The 21,067-nt window shown below is 42.8% G+C and carries 23 protein-coding genes; 12 read left to right on the top strand and 11 right to left on the bottom strand.

The window, feature by feature from the left end:
- On the bottom strand, window positions 1-96 hold a 96-nt coding region (locus OCT63_RS11660), incomplete at its 3' end, for a polysaccharide biosynthesis protein (RefSeq protein WP_269983769.1).
- Window positions 97-768: 672 nt separating this feature from the next.
- On the opposite strand from OCT63_RS11660, the gene OCT63_RS11655 reads away from it, so the two are divergent.
- The 5 genes from OCT63_RS11655 to OCT63_RS11635 all read left to right on the top strand — a co-directional run bounded on the left by OCT63_RS11655 (window position 769) and on the right by OCT63_RS11635 (window position 5,235).
- A complete protein-coding gene (locus OCT63_RS11655; protein ID WP_077679836.1) occupies window positions 769-1,203 on the top strand; it encodes a rhodanese-like domain-containing protein in 435 nt (144 codons plus the stop codon).
- A 127-nt stretch (window positions 1,204-1,330) separates the two neighbouring features.
- Window positions 1,331-1,798: a protein-export chaperone SecB gene (gene secB / locus OCT63_RS11650; RefSeq protein WP_009847959.1), complete on the top strand. Its 468-nt coding sequence runs from the start codon at window positions 1,331-1,333 to the stop codon at window positions 1,796-1,798.
- Between the two features lie 254 nt (window positions 1,799-2,052).
- Window positions 2,053-3,117, top strand: coding sequence for an NAD(P)H-dependent glycerol-3-phosphate dehydrogenase (gene gpsA, locus OCT63_RS11645; protein ID WP_269983768.1), 1,065 nt, complete (start codon window positions 2,053-2,055; stop codon window positions 3,115-3,117).
- A 47-nt stretch (window positions 3,118-3,164) separates the two neighbouring features.
- A complete protein-coding gene (gene cysE / locus OCT63_RS11640) occupies window positions 3,165-3,986 on the top strand; it encodes a serine O-acetyltransferase (RefSeq protein ID WP_060466963.1) in 822 nt (273 codons plus the stop codon).
- A gap of 97 nt (window positions 3,987-4,083) precedes the next feature.
- Window positions 4,084-5,235: a murein hydrolase activator EnvC family protein gene (locus OCT63_RS11635; protein ID WP_029626886.1), complete on the top strand. Its 1,152-nt coding sequence runs from the start codon at window positions 4,084-4,086 to the stop codon at window positions 5,233-5,235.
- Between the two features lie 174 nt (window positions 5,236-5,409).
- Here OCT63_RS11635 and OCT63_RS11630 read toward each other — a convergent pair whose 3' ends face one another.
- Window positions 5,410-6,048: a TetR/AcrR family transcriptional regulator gene (locus tag OCT63_RS11630; protein ID WP_269983767.1), complete on the bottom strand. Its 639-nt coding sequence runs from the start codon at window positions 6,046-6,048 to the stop codon at window positions 5,410-5,412.
- A 142-nt stretch (window positions 6,049-6,190) separates the two neighbouring features.
- On the bottom strand, window positions 6,191-7,354 hold the full coding sequence (locus OCT63_RS11625; protein WP_269983766.1) for a nucleotide sugar dehydrogenase: 1,164 nt from the start codon (window positions 7,352-7,354) through the stop codon (window positions 6,191-6,193).
- Between the two features lie 151 nt (window positions 7,355-7,505).
- Here OCT63_RS11625 and rfaD point away from each other — a divergent pair, with 151 nt between their 5' ends.
- The 4 genes from rfaD (at window position 7,506) to OCT63_RS11605 (ending at window position 11,922) form a co-directional block, all read left to right on the top strand.
- Complete coding sequence (rfaD, locus tag OCT63_RS11620) at window positions 7,506-8,447, top strand: ADP-glyceromanno-heptose 6-epimerase (RefSeq protein WP_269983765.1); 942 nt, start codon at window positions 7,506-7,508, stop codon at window positions 8,445-8,447.
- A 134-nt stretch (window positions 8,448-8,581) separates the two neighbouring features.
- Complete coding sequence (gene lpxM, locus OCT63_RS11615) at window positions 8,582-9,535, top strand: lauroyl-Kdo(2)-lipid IV(A) myristoyltransferase (protein WP_269983764.1); 954 nt, start codon at window positions 8,582-8,584, stop codon at window positions 9,533-9,535.
- Window positions 9,536-9,545: 10 nt separating this feature from the next.
- Entirely contained in the window at window positions 9,546-10,817 is a 1,272-nt protein-coding gene (locus OCT63_RS11610) for an O-antigen ligase family protein (protein ID WP_161687333.1), read from the top strand.
- Entirely contained in the window at window positions 10,807-11,922 is a 1,116-nt protein-coding gene (locus OCT63_RS11605) for a polysialyltransferase family glycosyltransferase (RefSeq protein ID WP_269983763.1), read from the top strand. Before OCT63_RS11610 ends, OCT63_RS11605 begins: the two co-directional genes overlap by 11 nt.
- A 58-nt stretch (window positions 11,923-11,980) precedes the next feature.
- Here OCT63_RS11605 and OCT63_RS11600 read toward each other — a convergent pair whose 3' ends face one another.
- From OCT63_RS11600 to OCT63_RS11590, 3 genes are read right to left on the bottom strand one after another with little or no spacing between them, the layout of a single operon-like run.
- Window positions 11,981-13,060, bottom strand: coding sequence for a glycosyltransferase family 4 protein (locus OCT63_RS11600; protein ID WP_269983762.1), 1,080 nt, complete (start codon window positions 13,058-13,060; stop codon window positions 11,981-11,983).
- 13 nt (window positions 13,061-13,073) lie between these two features.
- Entirely contained in the window at window positions 13,074-13,862 is a 789-nt protein-coding gene (locus OCT63_RS11595; protein WP_269983761.1) for a glycosyltransferase family 2 protein, read from the bottom strand.
- Window positions 13,863-13,871: 9 nt separating this feature from the next.
- Entirely contained in the window at window positions 13,872-14,903 is a 1,032-nt protein-coding gene (locus OCT63_RS11590) for a UDP-N-acetylglucosamine 2-epimerase (protein ID WP_269983760.1), read from the bottom strand.
- 132 nt (window positions 14,904-15,035) lie between these two features.
- Between OCT63_RS11590 and waaA the strand changes: the two genes are divergently transcribed.
- The gene (gene waaA / locus OCT63_RS11585) at window positions 15,036-16,298 is read left to right on the top strand and encodes a lipid IV(A) 3-deoxy-D-manno-octulosonic acid transferase (protein WP_269983759.1); all 1,263 of its coding nucleotides are present in this window, start codon (window positions 15,036-15,038) and stop codon (window positions 16,296-16,298) included.
- A gap of 39 nt (window positions 16,299-16,337) precedes the next feature.
- Here waaA and OCT63_RS11580 read toward each other — a convergent pair whose 3' ends face one another.
- The gene (locus OCT63_RS11580) at window positions 16,338-17,051 is read right to left on the bottom strand and encodes a 3-deoxy-D-manno-octulosonic acid kinase (RefSeq protein WP_269983758.1); all 714 of its coding nucleotides are present in this window, start codon (window positions 17,049-17,051) and stop codon (window positions 16,338-16,340) included.
- Between the two features lie 95 nt (window positions 17,052-17,146).
- Here OCT63_RS11580 and OCT63_RS11575 point away from each other — a divergent pair, with 95 nt between their 5' ends.
- Window positions 17,147-18,253 carry a glycosyltransferase family 9 protein gene (locus OCT63_RS11575; RefSeq protein ID WP_161679393.1) on the top strand — a complete coding sequence of 369 codons (1,107 nt, stop codon included), beginning with the start codon at window positions 17,147-17,149 and terminating at the stop codon, window positions 18,251-18,253.
- Window positions 18,250-18,732: a pantetheine-phosphate adenylyltransferase gene (gene coaD / locus OCT63_RS11570; protein ID WP_017055645.1), complete on the top strand. Its 483-nt coding sequence runs from the start codon at window positions 18,250-18,252 to the stop codon at window positions 18,730-18,732. Before OCT63_RS11575 ends, coaD begins: the two co-directional genes overlap by 4 nt.
- A 149-nt stretch (window positions 18,733-18,881) precedes the next feature.
- Here the strand turns inward: coaD and mutM are convergent, their stop codons facing one another.
- From mutM to rpmB, 4 genes are all read right to left on the bottom strand, one after another.
- Window positions 18,882-19,691 carry a bifunctional DNA-formamidopyrimidine glycosylase/DNA-(apurinic or apyrimidinic site) lyase gene (mutM, locus tag OCT63_RS11565; RefSeq protein WP_269983757.1) on the bottom strand — a complete coding sequence of 270 codons (810 nt, stop codon included), beginning with the start codon at window positions 19,689-19,691 and terminating at the stop codon, window positions 18,882-18,884.
- Between the two features lie 3 nt (window positions 19,692-19,694).
- Window positions 19,695-20,255 carry a hypothetical protein gene (locus OCT63_RS11560; RefSeq protein WP_269983756.1) on the bottom strand — a complete coding sequence of 187 codons (561 nt, stop codon included), beginning with the start codon at window positions 20,253-20,255 and terminating at the stop codon, window positions 19,695-19,697.
- A 206-nt stretch (window positions 20,256-20,461) separates the two neighbouring features.
- The gene (rpmG, locus tag OCT63_RS11555) at window positions 20,462-20,629 is read right to left on the bottom strand and encodes a 50S ribosomal protein L33 (RefSeq protein WP_002535344.1); all 168 of its coding nucleotides are present in this window, start codon (window positions 20,627-20,629) and stop codon (window positions 20,462-20,464) included.
- Window positions 20,630-20,642: 13 nt separating this feature from the next.
- Window positions 20,643-20,879, bottom strand: a complete 237-nt coding sequence (gene rpmB, locus OCT63_RS11550; RefSeq protein WP_004728407.1) for a 50S ribosomal protein L28 — start codon at window positions 20,877-20,879, stop codon at window positions 20,643-20,645.
- Between the last annotated feature and the right edge of the window lie 188 nt (window positions 20,880-21,067).

Genomic DNA, 21,067 nt, shown 5'->3' with positions numbered 1-21,067 from the left:
TTTAACGTCAGGGTAACGCTCTAGAATTGTTTTGATAAATTGCTTACCAAACGAACCTGTACCACCAGTAATTAAAACTGTTTTATTATTTAACATGGAATACTTCACTTTTTGTTAAGTTTTCACTACCACGGCTACCACATAATAACTTTGGCTTCCGGGTAACTGATTGTGAGCAGTCAACACTCATAGCACACTATGTGTTGGTACCGAATGCCACTTTAATTTTTAATAATTCGATTCAATACAGCTAGCTACCACATATTATAAGCAAGCTACCGCCCGTTGATAACAATGCGAAATCACACTACGCGAGCTAGTTCTAGCAGGCATTGAAAAATTCATTACACCTATAACTGTGTTCACATTATCCATAATGTGAACACAGGAAGCAAAGTTTTTGTCTGTCACAATCAGCTATGTTGTTTAACAGCAAGGGGCTAATAAACTCACTAAAAAGACCATTACACAGGGAGAATTAATAACTTAACTGGCTAGCCAAACACGAGCTTTAACATTAGGGGAAACTAAATCCACTGCTCATCACTAACGTCCATAGTTATATAAATTAAGTAAAAGGGCCCCCACCCTAATGCAATTAAAACCACAGAAGTAATAACATTGACAATAGTTGTGACAGCTACCGCCCCACATAAAAAGAGAGTTAAACGGTAGACATAAAATCGACGCCTATGTACATTTCCGTCTCAATCTCGCTATACTCCTGACCTATAGTTTTTCGCCCAATAACGAATAAGAGTTCAAGATATGCAAGAGTTAGTTCCATTTTTTCAAGAGAATATGATTTTAGCCATCGTATGGATCGGCTTGGTTGTTGCCATCATTGCGAGCGTTATCAAAACATCAAACGCGGCCTACAAAGAGGTTACTGCAGCGCAAACCACACAGCTAATTAACCGTGAAAACGGCGTTGTGGTTGATATTCGTACAAAGGATGAATTCAAAAAGGGACATATTACTGACGCACTTCACATTTTGCCGTCAGATATTAAAGCAAATAGCTTTGGTAACCTTGAAAGTCATAAAGCTGACCCAATCATCGTAGTATGCAAGACAGGTCAAACTGCTCAAGAAAGCGCTAACTTACTGGCTAAAGCTGGTTTTGAGAATGTTAGCGTACTAAAAAGTGGTTTAGCGGCGTGGAGCGAAGCTAACTTGCCTTTAGTTAAAGGTAAGAAGTAGTTAAAGGTAAGAAATAAGCTGACCTGACTCAACAAATATGACTTTCAGGTTTTGCTTAAGTATGGCGCTCTTTGTGAGTGACAAACTGACAGGCAAAACCTAATTATAAATTTTTAAGGACAAGATAATGGCTGAAGCAGCACAACAAGACGCACAACAGAACTTCGCAATCCAACGTATTTTCCTAAAAGACGTCTCTTTCGAAGCGCCAAACTCTCCAGACATGTTTCAAAAAGAGTGGAACCCAGATGTAAAACTGGACCTAGACACTCAAAGCCGTGAACTTGGCGAAGGCGTGTACGAAGTCATCCTACGTCTAACGGTTACTGTTAAGAACGCAGAAGACACAGCATTCCTTTGTGAAGTTCAGCAAGGTGGTATCTTCTCTGCAAGCGAAATGGAAGCTGGCCAGCTTGCACATTGCCTAGGTGCTTTCTGCCCGAACATCTTGTTCCCATACGCTCGTGAAACGATTTCTAGCCTAGTGGTTAAAGGCACATTCCCACAACTGAACCTAGCACCAGTCAACTTCGATGCTTTGTTCATGAACTACCTACAAAACCAAGCTCAACAAGCTGAAGGCGAACAAGCTTAAGTCTCCAATCAGAACTTAACGCTGATATAGCCAGTTTTATTTGAAGCTTGGTTTTTTATTGGGAGCTTAGTTTTTATTAGAAGCTTGGCTTTTATTAGATAATGAGCTTTTAAATGCACATCGCAGCTTCTGCGATGTGCATTTTTTGTATATTCTCTTGGTGGAGAGCGCTTTCTTTTCGGGGAGAGCACTTTCATTAGATAAAGAGCACTCACAGAACTTTTCGATTTCCCTCATTATTTTTAGGTGGAAGCATGACAGAAACAACTCGCCCGACTAATACGGCAGACGCTTACGGTAAAGACAGCGCTTATGGCAAAGAGATTGCTATGACAGTGATTGGTGCAGGTTCTTACGGGACATCTTTAGCGATATCTCTAGCTCGTAACGGTGCCAATGTTGTTCTCTGGGGACATGATCCTGTACATATGGCGCGCCTCGAATTAGAGCGAGCCAACAATGCGTTTCTACCCAATATCGATTTTCCGCAAAGTTTAATCATTGAGTCGGATTTAGAAAAAGCAGTCACTGCAAGCCGTGACCTTCTCATTGTCGTCCCTAGCCATGTGTTTGGTATCGTCCTCAACAATCTGAAGCCGTACTTAACGACGAATTCTCGCATCTGCTGGGCCACCAAAGGTTTGGAGCCAGAGACAGGGCGCCTACTGAAAGATGTCGCACACGATATACTGGGTGATGGCTACTCACTGGCTGTTCTGTCTGGCCCTACTTTTGCTAAAGAACTGGCGATGGGTATGCCCACAGCCATTTCAGTAGCTTCGCCAGATGAGACGTTCCTAGAAGAGCTGCAAGAGAAGATCCACTGCGGCAAAACATTCCGCGTATACGCAAACTCAGATTTCATCGGCATGCAACTTGGCGGCGCGGTTAAAAATGTCATCGCTATCGGCGCAGGCATGTCAGACGGTATTGGCTTTGGTGCCAATGCGCGTACAGCTTTGATAACCCGTGGTTTGGCTGAAATGAGCCGACTAGGCGCCGCACTTGGTGCGCAACCAGAAACCTTCATGGGCATGGCTGGATTAGGCGACTTAGTGCTGACATGTACCGATAACCAATCTCGTAACCGTCGTTTTGGTTTAGCTTTAGGTTCAGGTAAAGACGTCGACACGGCGCAAGAAGAAATCGGCCAAGTGGTCGAAGGTTATCGCAACACCAAAGAAGTTTGGTTACTATCAGAGCGTATGGGCGTTGAGATGCCAATTGTTGAACAAATTTATCAAGTGCTGTATCAAGGGAAAGATGCTCACTTAGCGGCGCAAGACCTACTTGCTCGAGACAAAAAGTCAGAGCGATAACATCGCGTATTAAGTCGTGGAATAAAATAGATAAGATGGATGGAAGAATGAAACACTGTGAACAGCAAAAAGTTTGGCAATGCATCGTGAAGGAAGCTCGCGAGCAATCAGAACAAGAGCCTATGCTAGCGAGTTTTTACCACGCCACTATTATCAATCACGACAGTTTGAGTGCTTCGCTTAGTTATATCCTTGCCAATAAACTCAAAACCGCTTCGATGCCAGCAATGGCTGTGCGCGAAGTGGTTGAACAAGCCTTCGCGGAAGATGCTAACATCATTGACGCTGCCGCTTGTGATATATGCGCGACGGTCACCCGCGACCCCGCCGTTGAAATGTATTCAATGCCTCTGCTTTATTTAAAAGGGTATCATGCTCTACAAGGCTATCGAGTGGCGAATTGGTTATGGAAACAAGGACGCATCGCGCTTGCTACTTACTTACAAAACCAAATTTCAGTCGCCTGCCAAGTGGACATTCACCCAGCGGCTCGTATTGGTAAAGCAATCATGCTCGACCACGCTACAGGTATTGTGATTGGTGAAACGGCTGTAGTCGCAAATGATGTGTCGATTCTTCAAGACGTTACACTGGGTGGTACCGGTAAAGAAGGTGGCGATCGTCACCCTAAGATTCGCGAAGGTGTCATGATTGGGGCCGGCGCGAAGATTTTGGGCAACATTGAAGTGGGCGAAGGGGCTAAGATAGGTTCTTGCTCTGTGGTACTGCAAGCCGTGCCTCCCCATACTACCGTAGCTGGTGTTCCAGCCAAGATTGTCGGCAAACCACAAACGGATAAACCGTCTTTGGATATGGACCAAGGGTTTAACGGTCGCTCACAGCATTTTATCTATGGTGATGGGATTTAAGCGCAGTAACGAGATGCGAGTGTCGGGATGAAAAAGGCTTGCTCTGGTAAGAGATTCGAAAAACGCGTGCGACCTGATAACTAAAAAAAGACACTGAATGACAATAATGAAGAAAAAAATTCTCGCCATTAATACGACTCTTTTGATATCGACCAGCCTTTGTGTTGCTGTTTTATCTTCATCGTCATTTGCCGCATCGCAAGGTGAGCTAAAAGGTGTGTCGAGCGAAATATCTCGTCAACAAAAAGCCCTATCTTCACAGCAAAAAAAACTCGACACGTTGCAAGCTAACCTAAAGAAGCAAGAGCTCGCCATTGCTTCACTTGAAAAAGCGATTTTAGATAGCAAAAAGCAACTCAAAACGGCCAATGCTAACATTGCCAACTTGAACACAAAGATCACAGAACTCACCGCACAAAAAAAAGTGCAGACAGACAAGTTAGAACAGCTGATTCAAACTTACTATATGACAAGTCGAGCGAAAGCCTCTTCTCATATCCTCAATACCGGTGTTGAAGAAGACCGCATTAGCCACTACTACCAACATCTTGCTAAAGCTCGCTCTGCAACGATAAATACGATTGAACACACTCAACGGGAGTTAGCAGAAAGCCAGAAGCAACGCCAACTTGAGCAAGAACAAATAACAACGCTTTTAAAACAACAAACGACAAAGCGCGATAAGCTGTCACAGACACAAGTTCAACGTAAGAAAACGGTTGGTAATATTCGAAATAATATCTCCGGTGACAAGAGTTACTTAGCGGAACTCCAGCGCAATGAAACTCGCCTCAAAGCCGAGATTGCCAAAGCAGAAAAAGCCGCTCGCGAGAGACAGAACTCTGTCCCTATGGATGGTTTAGCCAAGCGCAAAGGAAAGCTGCCTTGGCCAATAAAAGGGAATGTCCTACATAACTACGGCTCTCGTCAAACTGGCCAAGTAAACTGGAAAGGCATGGTGATCAACGCTAATTACGGCCAGCAAGTAAAGTCGGTTTACTCAGGAACGGTCGTTTTTGCCGAATATTTAAGGGGTTATGGACTGGTTGTATTGCTCGACCACGGTAAAGGCGATATGACGCTCTACGGCTTTAACCAAGCGCTATTGAAAAAAGAAGGTGATAAGGTGAAAGCAGGTGAAGCCATTGCACTTGTCGGTAACACTGGCGGCCAAACCCGTCCATCGCTTTACTTTGAAATCCGTAGAAATAGTAAAGCTCAAAACCCGAAGAGTTGGTTGGTTAGGTAAGAGCAGATACGGGATGCGAAGAGCTTAAGAACCGAAACAAGGTTAGCGTAAAACGTTACATGAAAAACGCTAGCCTAGTCGTCGCTCTACCTTGCTTTTCGCTACTCGTATTTCGTTACTCGAGCCTGCTCTTTCCCGCTCTTCGTTGCCCGTATCTCGCTTACTCGTATCTTTCTACTTAGAGTTCAACGCCCTGACACCATCTTCCAATAATGTTAGCTGTTCAAAACCCTGCGCTGTCGCAATCGGTTTAACGGTGGCGATCATCTGCAGCATTCCTTGATGGACCACTTGCTCGGTAATTTGAGATTTTGGTGACATGACAGACTGATACGCCAACCAACCCGATGCAATCAAGTGAAGAGACGTCACCATCGACTTCATTTCTGCATCTGTTGCTTTGAGCAAGTTCAACTCAACGAAGGCTCTCATGATACCCACAAGATTGGTTTGTAGCTTTTCTTGTACGGCCATGTAATCAAGATGGAGCTTTTCATCACGCGACAATATTTCCGGTAGATTGGCATAGAAGAATCGGTACTTCCACATCAGCGTGAAGATAGAATCTAAGTAGCGCTTTAGTAGCGTCAGGCTTTCTTGTTGCCCTTGGATTGGGGTGAATCTTTCAAGCAACTCTGTCGAATAAAGAGTAAAGATATCACGGACAATTTCTTGTTTGTTGCGAAAGTGGTAGTAAAGGTTACCAGGGCTGATCTCGATATACTCAGCAATATGATTGGTCGTAATACTACGCTCGCCGTGCTCATTAAAAAGTTCTAGTGCCGCGTAAACAATCTTGTCACGTGTTTTCATTGGTCATTAGTATCCCTATCCGTTCAATGGTTCAGTATATCGCCACTAAACGGATAGATCGAGCTGTTAACATCTGGTCGAATTAGCAATCGCTAAAATTCAACTGCAATGAATCGGCTGCTGTAATCAATAGCTACTGTAATCAATCACTGCCAAAGAGGTCTCGTGTGTATACCTTGTCTGCAACATCGGATAGTTCATCAACCATTCTGTTGGAGACAATTACATCCGATACGACTTTGAACGCTTCGAGGTCAGAATAAACCTTCGAGTTAAAGAAGTGTTCTTCTTCTAACACCGGTTCGAACACGACAACTTCAATACCTTTGGCTTTTAAGCGCTTCATAATGCCTTGAATCGAAGAGGCTCGGAAATTGTCCGAACCCGCCTTCATTATCAAACGGTAGATACCAACAATTTTAGGTGAGCGCTTGATAATTGAATCCGCTATAAAATCTTTACGGGTACGGTTAGCATCAACAATGGCACCGACAATGTTGTTCGGTACATCTTGGTAATTCGCTAACAACTGTTTGGTATCTTTCGGTAAGCAGTAACCACCGTAACCAAATGAAGGATTATTGTAGTGATTACCAATACGAGGATCTAAGCCGACACCTTCGATAATCTGGCGTGAATCCAAACCATGGGCTTCGGCGTAAGAATCAAGTTCATTGAAATAAGAAACACGCATCGCGAGATAAGTATTAGAGAATAGTTTTACCGCTTCAGCTTCTGTTGAATTGGTAAAGAGCACGTCGATATTCTCTTTCTCTGCCCCTTCAACCAGAAGGTTCGCAAACACTTTAGCGCGTTCAGAGCACTCACCCACGATAATTCGTGATGGGTGTAGGTTATCGTATAGGGCTTTGCCTTCACGTAAAAACTCAGGGGAGAACATAATGTTTTCACAGTTCAGCTCTTGCTTAACGCGCTCAGTATAGCCAACAGGGACCGTTGATTTGATCACCATGACGGCATTTGGATTGATATCCATGACGTCTTTAATAACCGACTCCACAGAACTGGTATCGAAATAATTATTTTTCGGATCATAATCAGTTGGTGTGGCAATGATGACAAATTCAGCGTCTTGGTAAGCCGCTTTGTCTGTTGTTGCCCTGAAGTTCAGCGTCTTGTTTGACAAAAAGTGCTCAATCTCATTATCAACAATCGGTGACTGCTTGTTGTTTAGCATTGTCACTTTGTCATCAATGATATCTACCGCGATTACTTCATGATGTTGTGCCAACAACATTGCATTTGATAGACCCACATATCCGGTACCGGCTACTGCAATCTTCATGATAATACCTATGTTTTGAGCTATTAACTCAATAAAAATTATAACTTAGCTTGCCGTATCATACTCCGGTTGGGGAATTATTCCACTAGCCCGCTTTATCCAATTCTTGCTATACTGGTGGGAGTTTTGTATTCAAAAGAGTTAGAAAGTTATGATTATCGTAACGGGTGGTGCTGGCATGATTGGCAGCAATATTGTTAAGGCGCTCAATGAAGCGGGCCACAACGATATTCTAGTCGTCGACAACTTAAAAGATGGTAAGAAATTTAAGAACCTTGTCGACCTAGATATCACAGATTACATGGATCGTGATGATTTCCTAACTCAAGTCATGGCTGGTGATGATTTCGGTCACATTGAAGCGATTTTCCATGAAGGAGCATGCTCTGCCACTACCGAGTGGGATGGAAAATACATGATGCTCAACAACTATGAATACTCAAAAGAGCTACTTCATTACTGTGTTGAGCGTGAAATCCCTTTCTTATACGCCTCTTCAGCGGCGACTTACGGTGAAACCGATACTTTCATCGAGGAGCGAGAGTACGAAGGTGCATTAAACGTTTACGGCTATTCAAAACAGCAATTTGATAACTATGTTCGTCGCCTAACCGCGGATGCTGCAGCACACAACGAAACGCTTTCGCAAATCGTAGGGTTTCGTTACTTCAATGTTTATGGTCCGCGTGAGCAGCACAAAGGCAGCATGGCTTCAGTCGCATTTCATCTCAACAATCAAATGAACGCCGGTGAAAACCCGAAGTTGTTTGCAGGTAGCGAAACTTTCAAACGTGATTTTGTGTATGTCGGTGATGTCGCGGCTGTAAACTTGTGGTTCTTAGAGAATGGTGTATCAGGCCTCTTTAATCTAGGTACAGGCCATGCTGAGTCGTTTGAAGAAGTCGCCAAGGCAGTCATCAAGCACCATGGTAAAGGCGAAATCGAAACGATTCCTTTCCCTGACCATTTGAAAGGTGCTTACCAAGAATTCACTCAAGCCGACCTAACTAAGCTTCGCGGTACAGGTTGCGATATCGAGTTTAAAGCAGTAGCCGATGGCGTTGCTGAGTACATGAAGATCGTAAACGCTTAACGGTATATTTCAGATTAGGACCAATAATACACCCTACTTTTAGCGTGTATTATTGGGAATGTCTAACGAATATAATCATTCCCAGAGTAACCGATATAAAGTTAACTCTCTGATTTAAATAATGTAGTAAATGAATGACCACACAACGCAATGATTTTGATCCAAAAGCTTACAATCCTGAGTTTGAATGGGGGTTTCTAGCACCTAAATACTGGGGAACTTGGATTGCTGTTTTGTTATCGTCTTTAGTCTGCATCTTACCTAATAGCATTCGTTTAGCATTAGCTAAGTTTATGGCTAAGCAAGCTGTAAAAATTAAGAATAAGGCTAATCGTCGGGCTCGAGTGAATCTTGAGATGTGTTTCCCTGAGCAATCTATCAAAGAGCGCGAAGAAACTCTCTATCAGTCATACGTTACTTCCATCTCATTTTTGATGGGGTTTGCCTCACTGACCTTAAAGAGTAAAGGCTGGCTAGAAAACAACACCTCAATTAATGGTCTTAGTAACCTAACCGATATTACAGACAGTGGCGAGAATGTGATCTTGCTGGTTCCGCACACATGGGCTATCGATATTCCAGCGGTATTGCTGGCATCGCGCAACCTTCCGGTATCAGCCATGGCAAAAGCACAGAAAAATAAGCTCAGTGACTGGTTAATGCACAGGCAACGTGTGCAATATGGTGGACGAGTTTACGATCGTAGCGGCGGTATCAAGCCTTTCATCAAGTCAGTACGTGACGGGTACCTTGGCTACTACCTACCCGATGAAGATCTTGGCCGTGAGCACAGTGTCTTCGTTGACTTCTTTGCGACACAAAAAGCGACCATCTCAGGCCTTGGTCGTCTATCTAAGCTGAGCAAAGCTAAAATTGTTCCCTTGTTTGCTCAATACGATAGTAATACTGGTCAATACACGTTGGATTTTTACCCTGCCCTTCCATTCCCGACAGGAAGCGAAGAGGACGACGCACGTATGATGAATCAATGCATTGAAGATTATGTGAGTAAGAATCCAGAACAATATATGTGGATCTTAAGGCTGCTTAAGACTCGTCCTGAAAGTAATCTCAATCCTTATAAGTAATTTTCATAGAATGTTTTCAACTCACTTATATCACACAAAAGCAGTGTCTTTTTTTGCTGCGTGCTTTCCTGTTATCTGTGTCGCTTATGGCTCTGGCTACAACTACTCAAGCATCTTACTACTTGCTTCGTGCATAGTAAGCGTCATTTTTACCTATAAAGAAATAAAGTTAAGCAGCAATGAAAAGCTATTTATATACGCCCTTCTTTACTATTTCTTGACTTTTCTTCTACTGAAATTGGTCCATGGTGAAAAGTGGAGCTTTATTGATAAGCCAAGTAGAGCTTTATTAACCATACCAATTTTCGTAGCCTTATTACGAAACCCACCATCTTGGAAAAGTATGGCCATTGGGATAAATATTGCTTCAATTTGCTCAGCTATCATTGCGCTGTTCTACTTGAAACATTATCCAGAACTAAGAGCATTTGATGGACGTATCCCTAATTTTTGGTTCAAAGGGTATATGCAAATACAAACTGGAGGTATAGTAACTACATTTGCAATTTCTAGCCTAGCAATAGCTTTATTTGAGTGGAAAAGAAAGCATTTACTGTTTTCTGCAATATCACTCGTTGCATTTATTTTAGCATCTTGGGCTAGTTTACAGTCAGAGAGTAGAGGCTCTTGGCTACTTGTTCCCCTCACGGTTTTGTTGATAGTTCATTATAAGTTCAACCTATTACGCATTAAAGTTATTACTTCAACTCTTATATTGACAATTCTAACCTCTTTCGCTATCAGTACTAACCATACCGTTACATCTCGAGTCAATGAAGCTCTTAGTGATTACAAAAAATATAGTCAAAATACTAACGCTTCTACTTCTGTTGGAATCAGGCTCAACCTTTGGAAAAGCGCTTCAATAACCTTTTCAGAGAACCTTTTATTTGGTGCGGGAAAGAAGGGAAGATTAGAAAAAAGAAAGTCACTTGGTGATCTTGGTATTATAGATAAAAAAGTATCGCGTATGACCTATCACGAACACAACCAATTTCTTGAAGCTGCTTCAATTGGAGGATTTGTCGGGCTAAGTGCTCTTGGGGCTATATTTTTCATACCACTCTTGATCTTATTTAAGTTACTTAATAATTCGTCATCTTGTGAGGATTCTAAAAATTTCAGCTTATTAGGGATTGTTAGTATTATTCTGATGATGGGTTACTGCCTAACTCAGGCTTTTTTCAATCATAATTCTGGAACAATTTTTCACCTAGTGTGGACAAGTATTATTTTGAGTTCGGCTATTTCTAATAACAACAGGGTGAGTGATGAAAAGTAAAGATATTTATATTTGCTCAACCGTAAGACATCTACTCTTTAGCCTATATAAGTCACAAGATAGCACGACTACTTCAATGATCATTTTCTTCTATGATTATCAAAATATTGACCCTAAAAGTATAAGTAGTGATGAGTTGCCAGGTCATATTGAACTAATTTTAGTTAATAGGAAACAGCTAGTAAACAATATAAAGGAAAGTGGCTTTATCGGTAAATACATCTTGTTCAGCGCATTACATAGTTGGCCAATATCTGATAGTTTAAAATCGACTCTAGTGACATTACTCAAAAAGTATGATGGTGATTTAGATTTTGACCACACAATCAATACACTCTTTTTGTACAATGACAATAACAAGATGTCTAGATTGTTTAGACTGTTATCAACATCGTACTCTATGATTGAAGATGGGATGGGTAACTACGTTGAACATAAAATAGACTCAAGACCAAAACAACTCCTCCGTTTCCTATCAATTAAAAAGCCTCAGTCCTATGTATTTGGTGAACGAAGACAGTGTGCTGCTATCTATGCGATACACCCAGAAAAACTACCGAAATCCGTACTACACAAGGGAAGAAAACTAATTCTATCCAAAAATAAAACGAACATTTCAAATATTCAACGCTGTTTTAGATTTGATGACACTCATAACCTAAATAGAAAAACATTAATAATCGCCACACAGCCAACCTTTAACAAACTGAAGGGTAAGCTTGTTGATACTAGTTTCTTTTACAAAATTTATGATTTGATAATATCGAAAAGTAAAAGTGAAGGTTTTGATCCGGTTTTAAAGCTGCACCCAAAAGAAAATGAATCAGACTATTCATTGTTCAAAGAAAAAGGGGTAACTTTTTTATCGAATAAACTACCTTTAGAGCTCTATTTATTATCCAGTATAGAAACAGTTAATATCATATCAATTAACTCTTCAGCAGGTATTGGGATGGAAGAATATTGTAATATATATAAACTTATTCCAGATAGTGAAATATCTAACTTTGTCGATATTATAAGTAAATTAGAAAAAAATGAAGATAGCCTTCAAGATATAATATCTTTTGAGCTATCCAAAATAAATGATGGCATTTATTACTGATTATAAAAGCTTCTCATAAAGCATAAAGTCCTTGCCAAATTAATTTTTGAGTAAGCTATTATTTTCTTAGCAGTTTCTCAAAAAATTCCAAATGCTTCTTCACTGTCACTCGTGAACTAAAGCTTTCATCTAAGCGCTTCTTAGCCGCTTCACTCATTGTTGTGCACTTGGCCTTGTCTTGTGCGAGCTTGTTCATCGCATCACCTAACGCTTTTGCGTCACCAGTAGGAACAATATAACCCGTCTCACCGTCTACAACGAGTTCAGGGGCTCCCCCGGTAGTTGTAACTACTGAGGTTGTGCCGTTTGCCATTGCTTCGACAATCGTGCGAGGTAGCCCTTCTCCGCTGATCGATGGCTGAACTTGAAAGTCTGCCATACACATGATTGAAGGGATGTCAGTACGATGACCAATGTAGTGAATTCGCTCACTCATAGGGCTCGCTTTCATCTCATCAAAATGAGGCTCGTAGCCACTGCCCGCTAAGATCAAATGGAAGTTGGGCGCAGTAATGTATTTGGTCGCCTCAAGTAAAACAGAGATGCCCTTACTTGGCCTTACGTGCGCTGCAGTAATCGCAACTACATCCTCTTCATGCAAACCAAACTCAGAGCGCTCGGTTGGCGGTACTTTATACCAATCCAATTCATGCCCTTTGTATATGGTAACAACGTTATCTTTGTTCTTCCAAACGCGCTTCACCACATCTTGTCGTACTGCTTCAGACACACACACAATGCCATCTACACGAGGATGTAACTGAGTTAGATAAGCACTTGGGTCATGTCGATATAAACCTCCAGTAGTGCCTCGATAAACGATTAATTTAACGTTGAAACCCATACACGCAAACGCCGCGTTAGGTATCGTCTTTGAGTTAAAAGCATAGCAGATGTCGTAATCATGCGTTTTCAGCTCGTGGCGAATTTTTTTTATGGTATCAAAACAAATTTTACGCTTTGGATAACCATCAACCACTCGTATGCCGCACTCTTCTAACTTTGATACATGCTCAGACTCACCTTGGGTCATGATTGTGACTTGGTGACCTTGACGCGCAAGCTCAATAAAGATCGCGGCTTCAGGGCGTAAGCTGTTCCATGCATGTAAGTAAGATGCACAAACTAAAATCTTCATCTATCGGTTCCTACTAAGCTTGGTCTGTTGAACGGTCTTCTGAACGATTTTCAAGGATCCACAAACCGACATATTTATTGAAATTCACTTGGGCGTAGGTCATCGCCATAATGAAACCGACACTGCCATCCATAAAGCCACGACGGATAATATAGACTAAGAAGAACGTCCATATGGCTCGTAGTAGAGCAAGGAATAAGCCGTGTGATTTCTTGCCTTTACGGTGGTATTTTTGCGAACCAAGCCAAGCATATTGCGCCGCTTTATCTAAGCCGTGCCCATAATCTCGGTGGGTATAGTGGAGCAAGTAGCCTTTCAGAGTTCCAGTAGTTCCTTGTTCCGGAATAACGGTTTCATGCACTTCATCCAAGGTATAACGAGAGCCTTCTCTTTTAAAGAGTCTCAACACAGCACGAGCGCTACGACCATACTTAAGCGTTGTTCCATATAGCGTCACTCCCCAAGGCAGTTTATATGCCGTGTGTTTGATTTGATCTTGTTTTAATAGTTCAACAAGAGCGTCGCTCATCTCTTTATCGAGAGCTTCGTCAGCATCAATTGATAGCACCCAATCACATGTTGCTTTATCTAGCGCTCGCTGCTTTTGCTTACCAAAGCCCGGCCAGTCAGTGATTGTCACGTTATCTGTGTATTTTTGGCATATTTCAACGGTTGCATCTGTTGAGCCACTGTCTAAAACAATCAGTTCATCGGCAATATCAACAACAGATTTAAGGCACGTTTCAATTCGGTCTTCTTCATTCTTGGTAATAACAATGACAGACAGGGTATGTTTTCTCATTATTCAGCCCTAGAATTTCCAATAGTTTAATGATTTACGGATCTTAAAGTTACGAATCCAATTTTTTGGCTTTCTATCTTGCCAGCCACTCTCTAGTGCGTCTGTTATGGCACTCAAAACCCGAGCGGAAGATTGCCCATCTAAGTAAGGAGTGATTGATGGGCCATAACTGGCGATAGCTTTGTCTCTTGTTTCATCAGGTAGCATCGCTTGCTTAATTGCTGACTCTAATTGCTCGGCTTGAGTGATGTTAATAAAGCTTGCTTGAGGATCTCGATTATTCACCGTGACTACCGGCTTATTGAGCAATAAGAATTCCTGAAATATCGATGAGTTATCACACACCATCACATCAGCACGATGTTGCATTTCAATCACTCGGTCATTATCGAAAAACAGAAGATTATCGCCTTCCAACGCCTGATATTTTGCTCGGGTCTCTTGCTTCATCTTAGGGTGCAATGTCACTAACCATTGCCACTGACTCAGCTGGCTGAGACGCTTAAGTTCTTCATAAACCAACTCAGCACACGATAAGCTTGGCGAAAACGTCGAAGCAAATAGAATTTGGGGTCTCTCGTAACTGTGCTCACTTGCTTGATAATTAAACAAGCTATCCAGCTTCAGCCACCCGGTTTCTTTTACTTGAAAATAGCCACGTTGTTTGGCTAATGGCTCAAGTGAATTGGTTCTTTCATGGCCTTCTGTGCAATACAAATCAAATAGACCACGCTCAGGGTATAAGTTCCCACGTTTGCTCTCGTTCAAGCCATGGAATACTTGTACCTTCATCCCTGAAATAAATGCAGGAACACGATCGCCGGGAACTAAGACGGCATGGGGATTAAAGGTCACCGCTTCGGCTAAAGAGACTCTTTGCTCTTGCTCTGATAACAAGTGCTCGGACGCATCGTCACCCACCAGCAGCCATTTTACATCATGGCCAAGTCGCTTCGCAAAGTCATAGAATGGGCGAAGGATAGCAAATGAATAATTTTGCTCGACGTAGAGCAAGAAACGATAGGTTTGATCGGTTTGCATAAGCGAGGAGATAAAATTCACCATGTCCGTTTGAAAGTGCAACTAAGCATTTAATTATAACGCTCTTTACTTTCGAGATTGAAGAAAATACTCTTCTGAATACTGATTTTACCCTCTGGTGTCACTGTTCTTATGCTTATACGACTTCTCTATACTCTCATATTGTCATTAGCCTCTCCGCTACTGCTGTATGGGCTCTATAAGAACAAACCTGGAAAACCGAGTGTCGGCCAACGTTGGAAAGAGCATTTCGGCGTCACACCGCAAATCAATGGTAAAAATCCTATTTGGATTCATGCCGTATCCGTAGGCGAGTCGATTGCCGCAACGCCAATCATCAAGCAATTGAAACAACAAGCACCAGATCAAGCCATTATTGTCACCACGACAACGAGTACAGGTGCAGAGCAAATAGCCAAACTTGGTGATTTGGTCGAGCATCGTTACATGCCGATTGATTTTTCTTGGTGTATTCGAGGTTTTTTGAAGAGTGTTCAGCCTAAACAGATGCTAATCATGGAAACCGAGTTATGGCCAAACACACTGCACTGCGTCGCGAAAGCTGGAATCCCCATTTCGGTACTCAACGCTCGCCTATCTGAACGCTCGTGCCAGCGTTATGCTAAATTCCAAGCCGTTTTTGATCTCTTAGCCAAAAATCTCTCTCAAGTACTTTGCCAATACCCAAGTGATGCTGAGCGTTTTATACGATTAGGGTTAGATAAAGCATCTGTGCATGTGACTGGATCGATCAAGTTTGATATTGAAGTTTCAGCTGAACAAGTATCAAAAGGCAAAGCGCTACGTGAAACAATTGGCTCTGAGCGCTGTGTATGGATAGCGGCCAGCACTCACCGAGGCGAAGATGAGATTATCTTAGACGCTCATAAGCAGCTTCTAAAAGACCACCCAACTGCGTTACTCGTTATTGTTCCTCGCCATCCTGAGCGATTTAGTCAAGTCACTGAATTGGCTAAGCAGCACCAGTTCAATACCATCACTCGAACGAGCCAACATCCCTTCGCCTCTGATATTGAAGTCTATATAGCGGATACGATGGGAGAAATGTTAGTACTACTCGGCGGCGCTGATGTGTGCTTTATGGGCGGAAGCCTGATTGGCGATAAAGTTGGGGGCCATAACCTGCTTGAACCAGCAGCCCTGCAATTGCCTTTACTGAATGGTCCTAGCTACTTTAATTTCAGTGAGATCACCGACAAACTGCTTGAAGCTCAAGCGGTCACTATTTGTCAAAATAGCGATGAAATTGCAGGCCAGCTCAGAGCGCTGTTCACGCAACCTGAGTTACGTAAAGACAAAGGGTTAGCGGCTTATCAAGTAGTTGAGCAAAACCGAGGGGCGTTGGATAAAACTTTGGCATACATTCTTAATTAATGGCCTTCTTAGCTAGTCACCACTCTTAACTAACAGCAACTAACCTTGGTAGCCTTGCAATAACAGTTCCCAATCCTGCTCTTGCCATTGAATCTGGCGCTTGTTTACTTCTTTTAGAAACGAGCGCTTAAGGCGATTCAAGTTACCTTCTTTCCAATCATCACCCGCTTGCTGGCCACACTTATCAAAGTCAATAATCCACACCGTTTGCGAATCATCAAGCAGGATATTATGAATGTTGAGATCGGTATGATTGACCCCTGTATCGTGCATTTTTCTTATCTCTTGGCCAATTTTACGGTAAATATCCGCATCGATCGGATGAGCAACCAAGATATCGACCAAATCTTTAGCGTTAGGAATTCGTTCAGACATTAAGTCCGCTCGATAAAGCAGCCCGCTTTTAATGGCTCTAGCAGCAATGGGCTTCGGTACATTGACACCTGCATTACCCAAGACATTGAGAACGTTGAGCTCCATCGCGCAACGCGTACTTTCCCAATCAGAGAATCGGTACTGATCTTCAACTAGCTTCCCAAACAATCCGCCACGGCGATAATGGCGCAATGCGGCCTGTATTGCATCAAGTTGGATAAACCATGTCGTGCCACGGCCTTGAGCACTTCCAGAAATAGCCCCTCTTTGTTGCCAGTATTCTACCTCAAAGATCTGAACCATCTCATCCTCTGGCACTTGAGCCAGAAGTTCAGGGTCATACCAAATTGTTTGGTTGTTGGTGCTAATCGTTTCCATCTATGAGGCCTTTGGGTCGCTTTTCGTCATTGCTATTTTACAACTAATGCGAGTATCTGCATAATTCTGATGTTATTCACTTTTTCGGGCACTTTATGTCACTGTTCTCAACTGCACCTCAATCTCTTTGCATACTTCGTCTTTCCGCTATTGGCGATGTTTGTCATGCTATTTCTGTGGTTCAAGCCATTCAGAAGCAGTGGCCTGAAACGAAAATCACTTGGATCACGGGAAAAATCGAAGCCATGCTGATCGGTGATCTTCCCGGTATTGAGGTGATTGTTTTCGATAAAAAACAAGGCTTCAAAGGAATGCGTGAATTATGGCGTCAGCTCTCTGATCGTAAATTTGATGCACTGCTGCACATGCAAGCGGCACTGAGAGCCAGCGTGCTATCTTGGGGGATCAAAGCAAGGTATAAAGTAGGCTTTGGTAAAAACCGCACTCGTGAAGGTCAATCACTGTTCACCAATCGCCAACTTCCTATCTCAGACAAGTTTCATGTGTTGGATAACTTTGCCGAATTTGCGCGCTACATTGGCGTGCCTTTCGATAAACCTCAATGGACTATTCCATTAACGCCAGAAGATGAAGAGCTAGCAATCAGCACCATAGCCAACAAACCTACACTGGTTATCTCGCCTGCTGCAAGCAAAGACTCGCGCAACTGGTTAACAGAGCGATATGCCGCCATTGCCGACTATGCTTCAGAAGAAGGCATGCAAGTGGTACTTTGTGGTTCTCCGGCACCAAGAGAAGTTAACCTAGGTAACGACATCGAAAAATTATGCCAGTCGCCTGTCACTAACTTGATTGGCAAGACGAACTTGAAGCAACTGACTGCCGTACTGAAACATGCAACGGTGGTATTGGCACCTGATACTGGTCCAGCCCACTTGGCAACCACACAGTCAACACCGGTAATTGGCTTGTACGCACACAGCGATCCTCGTAGAACTGGCCCTTACAACGATCTCGATATCGTGGCAAGTGTGTACCAACAGCATGTAGAAGCACAACAAGGTAAACCCGTGCAAGAGCTTCCATGGGGAACTCGTGCCAAGGGCGATGACCTGATGAAAGACATCACCGTCGATATGGTCAAGCAGCGACTCGATAAAGCACTCACTTCTCGCCCGACACGATATTCAGACAACGTACTGAATTCCAAACAGAACATTAAGCAAGGAACGCTAATATGAGCACACATGTCATCTACCCTGGAACGTTTGATCCAGTCACCAATGGGCACCTTGATATCATCGTTCGCGCCGCTAGCATGTTTGACCATATCACCGTTGGGGTAGCTGAGAGCCCAAGTAAAAAGACCATGTTTGAGTTAGATGAACGAGTAGAGCTGCTGCGTGATGCCGTGGCTCATATCCCGAACGTCTCTGTCGAAGGGTTTTCAGGGTTACTGGTCGACTTTGCTAAACAACAGCAAGCGAACGTATTGGTGCGTGGTTTGAGAACAACTATGGATTTTGAATACGAGTTTGGACTCACCAGCATGTACAGAAAGCTACTTCCAGGCCTTGAAAGTGTATTTTTAACACCTTCTGAAGAATATGCCTTCCTCTCTTCAACGATTGTCCGTGAAGTCGCGATTCATGGCGGTGATATTAGCCAGTTTGTACCACAAAAAGTCGCAGACGAAATTAAACGAAAAACAGTGAAATAATGCCGCCAAAGGTACAAGTTAGGTTGCATATCATGTCGTCATTACTATAAATATCGACCTGTTTGCCTGTTAGGATTAAGTTTGCAAACTTAAACATCGTCATATGAAGGCGACTCTGAGGACAGGGAAACGTGCACGCAGGTCATTATTTATACTTGGCACTGTTCACAGAAAAACGTATTTCTCTGCCCTATTTTTAACTCTTGGATAAGAGCCTCACAATTAGGGCATTCCTCTTTCGCTTTGCCATAAACCTGAAGTTCTTGAGCGAAATACCCCGGCTTGCCATCTGCTTGTGCGAAATCTTTTAGGGTAGTACCGCCTTGTTTGATAGCGGTGGCGAGCACTTGCTTGATCTCTTTGGTTAGCAATACCCACTCTTCTTTTGTTACTTTGCTTGCGGGGCGCAAAGGATGAATTCGTGAAGAAAACAGCGCTTCATTGGCGTAGATGTTTCCCACGCCAACAACCACTTTGTTGTCCATGATGAACTGTTTAACGGCAACTTTACGCTTCACGGCCTTCTCGGCGATGTAGTCGGCATTGAAGTCGTCCGTTAGTGGCTCGGGGCCAGAACCAAGTAACACAGGATGGACTTCATCAGGCGCCGACCATAGCCAAGCACCAAAGCGGCGTGGGTCGTTATAACGCAGTATCTTGCCGTTAGTGAGCTTAAGATCCACGTGATCGTGTTTTGCTGCTGGAAAATCGGCATCTAACACGCGCAATGAACCAGACATCCCCAAATGAACAATGGCACTACCAACCTTAGTTTCAATGATCAGATACTTAGCGCGACGAGAGATGGAGAGTATTTTTTCACCTTCCAACTGTTTTAACTCAAGTGGGATATCCCAACGTAATTTAGGTGTCCGAAAAGTCATCGTTTTTATCGTCTCGCCAACTAAATGAGGCGAGATCCCCATACGGCTCACTTCAACTTCGGGTAATTCAGGCATAATTTAGTCGTCCGATTTAGGTGGTTTGTCTGATATAGATAGCTTGTCTGATTTCAATGAATGTTCTGAGCTAAGGCTTGGAAACAGGTAACTCTCTTCAATAGACACCGCCAGCCACTGATCATTCCAGTTTTTTAACAACCAGAATTCGGGCAATTGATAATAGGTAATACGCTGGGGCTCTTCTTGGTCTTGATACCATACTTCAATGGTGTGCGGTGTATTTAGCCGAGGCGTAAGGTCTGTATAGGTTTGTGAGTCGACTTCCGTACCCACAAGCTCTTTCCAACGCTGTGACAACTCTTGTGCATTGGTAGTTTGAGGGAAGTCTGCATCTTTGAACTGGTAAGCCCATTGATTGTCTTGTTGAACGACTGACCACTTAGCAAAGTGTAACGCTTGAAGCTCTGCTGCTGGATTTAGGAGATAAGGGTAAGGGCTCTCAACCTGAGGCTCAGGCTCGATAAGGTACGCTTTGATCAGTGTTGGAAGGTTTAACACCCCAATAAAAGCGATCACGCTTAACATGAGTATGTTGTTCCACCGGCGTCCACGATATCTCATCTGATTCTGCTCATCCAATCTATTGAGCGATCAGTATATCGTGAAACGAGCAACACTTTCTATGCACACGACTTTCTGTGCGTTGTTTGCTTATCGATTAAAGGGGGAGAATTGATAATGCCTAATTTCAGATATAAAAAAACCCAGCGATTAAGCTGGGTTTTTTAACTTTTTCTTCTACTGGAGAAGAGCAAAAAAAGCATCAATTACTTGATTTTCGCTTCTTTGTACATAACGTGTTGGCGAACTACTGGATCAAACTTTTTGATCTCAAATTTGCCTGGCATGTTACGCTTGTTCTTATCAGTTGTGTAGAAGTGACCAGTACCTGCAGAAGATACTAGACGAATTTTCTCACGAATGCCTTTAGCCATTGCTTAATTCCTCTTAAACGTTTTCGCCACGTGCACGGATATCAACAAGAACAGCATCAATGCCTTTCTTATCAATAATACGCATGCCTTTAGCAGTTAGACGTAGTTTAACAAAACGTTTTTCGCTCTCTACCCAGAAACGATGAGTTTGTAGGTTCGGCAGAAAACGGCGCTTAGTAGCATTGCGTGCGTGTGAACGGTTGTTACCCGTTACTGGACGCTTACCAGTTACTTGGCATACTCGGGACATGAATGTCTTCTCCAATCGTTTCAGCTCGATATCAACCTTGGTGGCCGAACCTCTCTATCAATTAAAATAGAAGGTAAAAACCGTTATGGAAAATCCATACAAGGCTATCAAAGGTCGCGCATTATACTAACTTGACACGCATTGCTCAAGACCCGAACAGATCCTTTTTACGGATTTCGTGATCTTTT

Source organism: Vibrio sp. RW, assembly GCF_027587105.1.
Lineage (GTDB): Bacteria > Pseudomonadota > Gammaproteobacteria > Enterobacterales > Vibrionaceae > Vibrio > Vibrio toranzoniae.
The sequence above is the reverse complement of the archived record's forward strand: the minus strand, read 5'-3'. Positions and strand labels throughout refer to the sequence as shown.

Bases quoted from the DNA above. Each gene is read 5' to 3' on its own strand.
- OCT63_RS11655 (WP_077679836.1), top strand. From the start codon at position 769: ATGCAAGAGTTAGTTCCATTTTTTCAAGAGAATATGATTTTAGCCATC.
- secB (WP_009847959.1), top strand. From the start codon at position 1,331: ATGGCTGAAGCAGCACAACAAGACGCACAACAGAACTTCGCAATCCAA.
- gpsA (WP_269983768.1), top strand. From the start codon at position 2,053: ATGACAGAAACAACTCGCCCGACTAATACGGCAGACGCTTACGGTAAA.
- cysE (WP_060466963.1), top strand. From the start codon at position 3,165: ATGAAACACTGTGAACAGCAAAAAGTTTGGCAATGCATCGTGAAGGAA.
- OCT63_RS11635 (WP_029626886.1), top strand. From the start codon at position 4,084: ATGACAATAATGAAGAAAAAAATTCTCGCCATTAATACGACTCTTTTG.
- OCT63_RS11630 (WP_269983767.1), bottom strand. From the start codon at position 6,048: ATGAAAACACGTGACAAGATTGTTTACGCGGCACTAGAACTTTTTAAT.
- OCT63_RS11625 (WP_269983766.1), bottom strand. From the start codon at position 7,354: ATGAAGATTGCAGTAGCCGGTACCGGATATGTGGGTCTATCAAATGCA.
- rfaD (WP_269983765.1), top strand. From the start codon at position 7,506: ATGATTATCGTAACGGGTGGTGCTGGCATGATTGGCAGCAATATTGTT.
- lpxM (WP_269983764.1), top strand. From the start codon at position 8,582: ATGACCACACAACGCAATGATTTTGATCCAAAAGCTTACAATCCTGAG.
- OCT63_RS11610 (WP_161687333.1), top strand. From the start codon at position 9,546: ATGTTTTCAACTCACTTATATCACACAAAAGCAGTGTCTTTTTTTGCT.
- OCT63_RS11605 (WP_269983763.1), top strand. From the start codon at position 10,807: ATGAAAAGTAAAGATATTTATATTTGCTCAACCGTAAGACATCTACTC.
- OCT63_RS11600 (WP_269983762.1), bottom strand. From the start codon at position 13,060: ATGAAGATTTTAGTTTGTGCATCTTACTTACATGCATGGAACAGCTTA.
- OCT63_RS11595 (WP_269983761.1), bottom strand. From the start codon at position 13,862: ATGAGAAAACATACCCTGTCTGTCATTGTTATTACCAAGAATGAAGAA.
- OCT63_RS11590 (WP_269983760.1), bottom strand. From the start codon at position 14,903: ATGCAAACCGATCAAACCTATCGTTTCTTGCTCTACGTCGAGCAAAAT.
- waaA (WP_269983759.1), top strand. From the start codon at position 15,036: ATGCTTATACGACTTCTCTATACTCTCATATTGTCATTAGCCTCTCCG.
- OCT63_RS11580 (WP_269983758.1), bottom strand. From the start codon at position 17,051: ATGGAAACGATTAGCACCAACAACCAAACAATTTGGTATGACCCTGAA.
- OCT63_RS11575 (WP_161679393.1), top strand. From the start codon at position 17,147: ATGTCACTGTTCTCAACTGCACCTCAATCTCTTTGCATACTTCGTCTT.
- coaD (WP_017055645.1), top strand. From the start codon at position 18,250: ATGAGCACACATGTCATCTACCCTGGAACGTTTGATCCAGTCACCAAT.
- mutM (WP_269983757.1), bottom strand. From the start codon at position 19,691: ATGCCTGAATTACCCGAAGTTGAAGTGAGCCGTATGGGGATCTCGCCT.
- OCT63_RS11560 (WP_269983756.1), bottom strand. From the start codon at position 20,255: ATGAGATATCGTGGACGCCGGTGGAACAACATACTCATGTTAAGCGTG.
- rpmG (WP_002535344.1), bottom strand. From the start codon at position 20,629: ATGGCTAAAGGCATTCGTGAGAAAATTCGTCTAGTATCTTCTGCAGGT.
- rpmB (WP_004728407.1), bottom strand. From the start codon at position 20,879: ATGTCCCGAGTATGCCAAGTAACTGGTAAGCGTCCAGTAACGGGTAAC.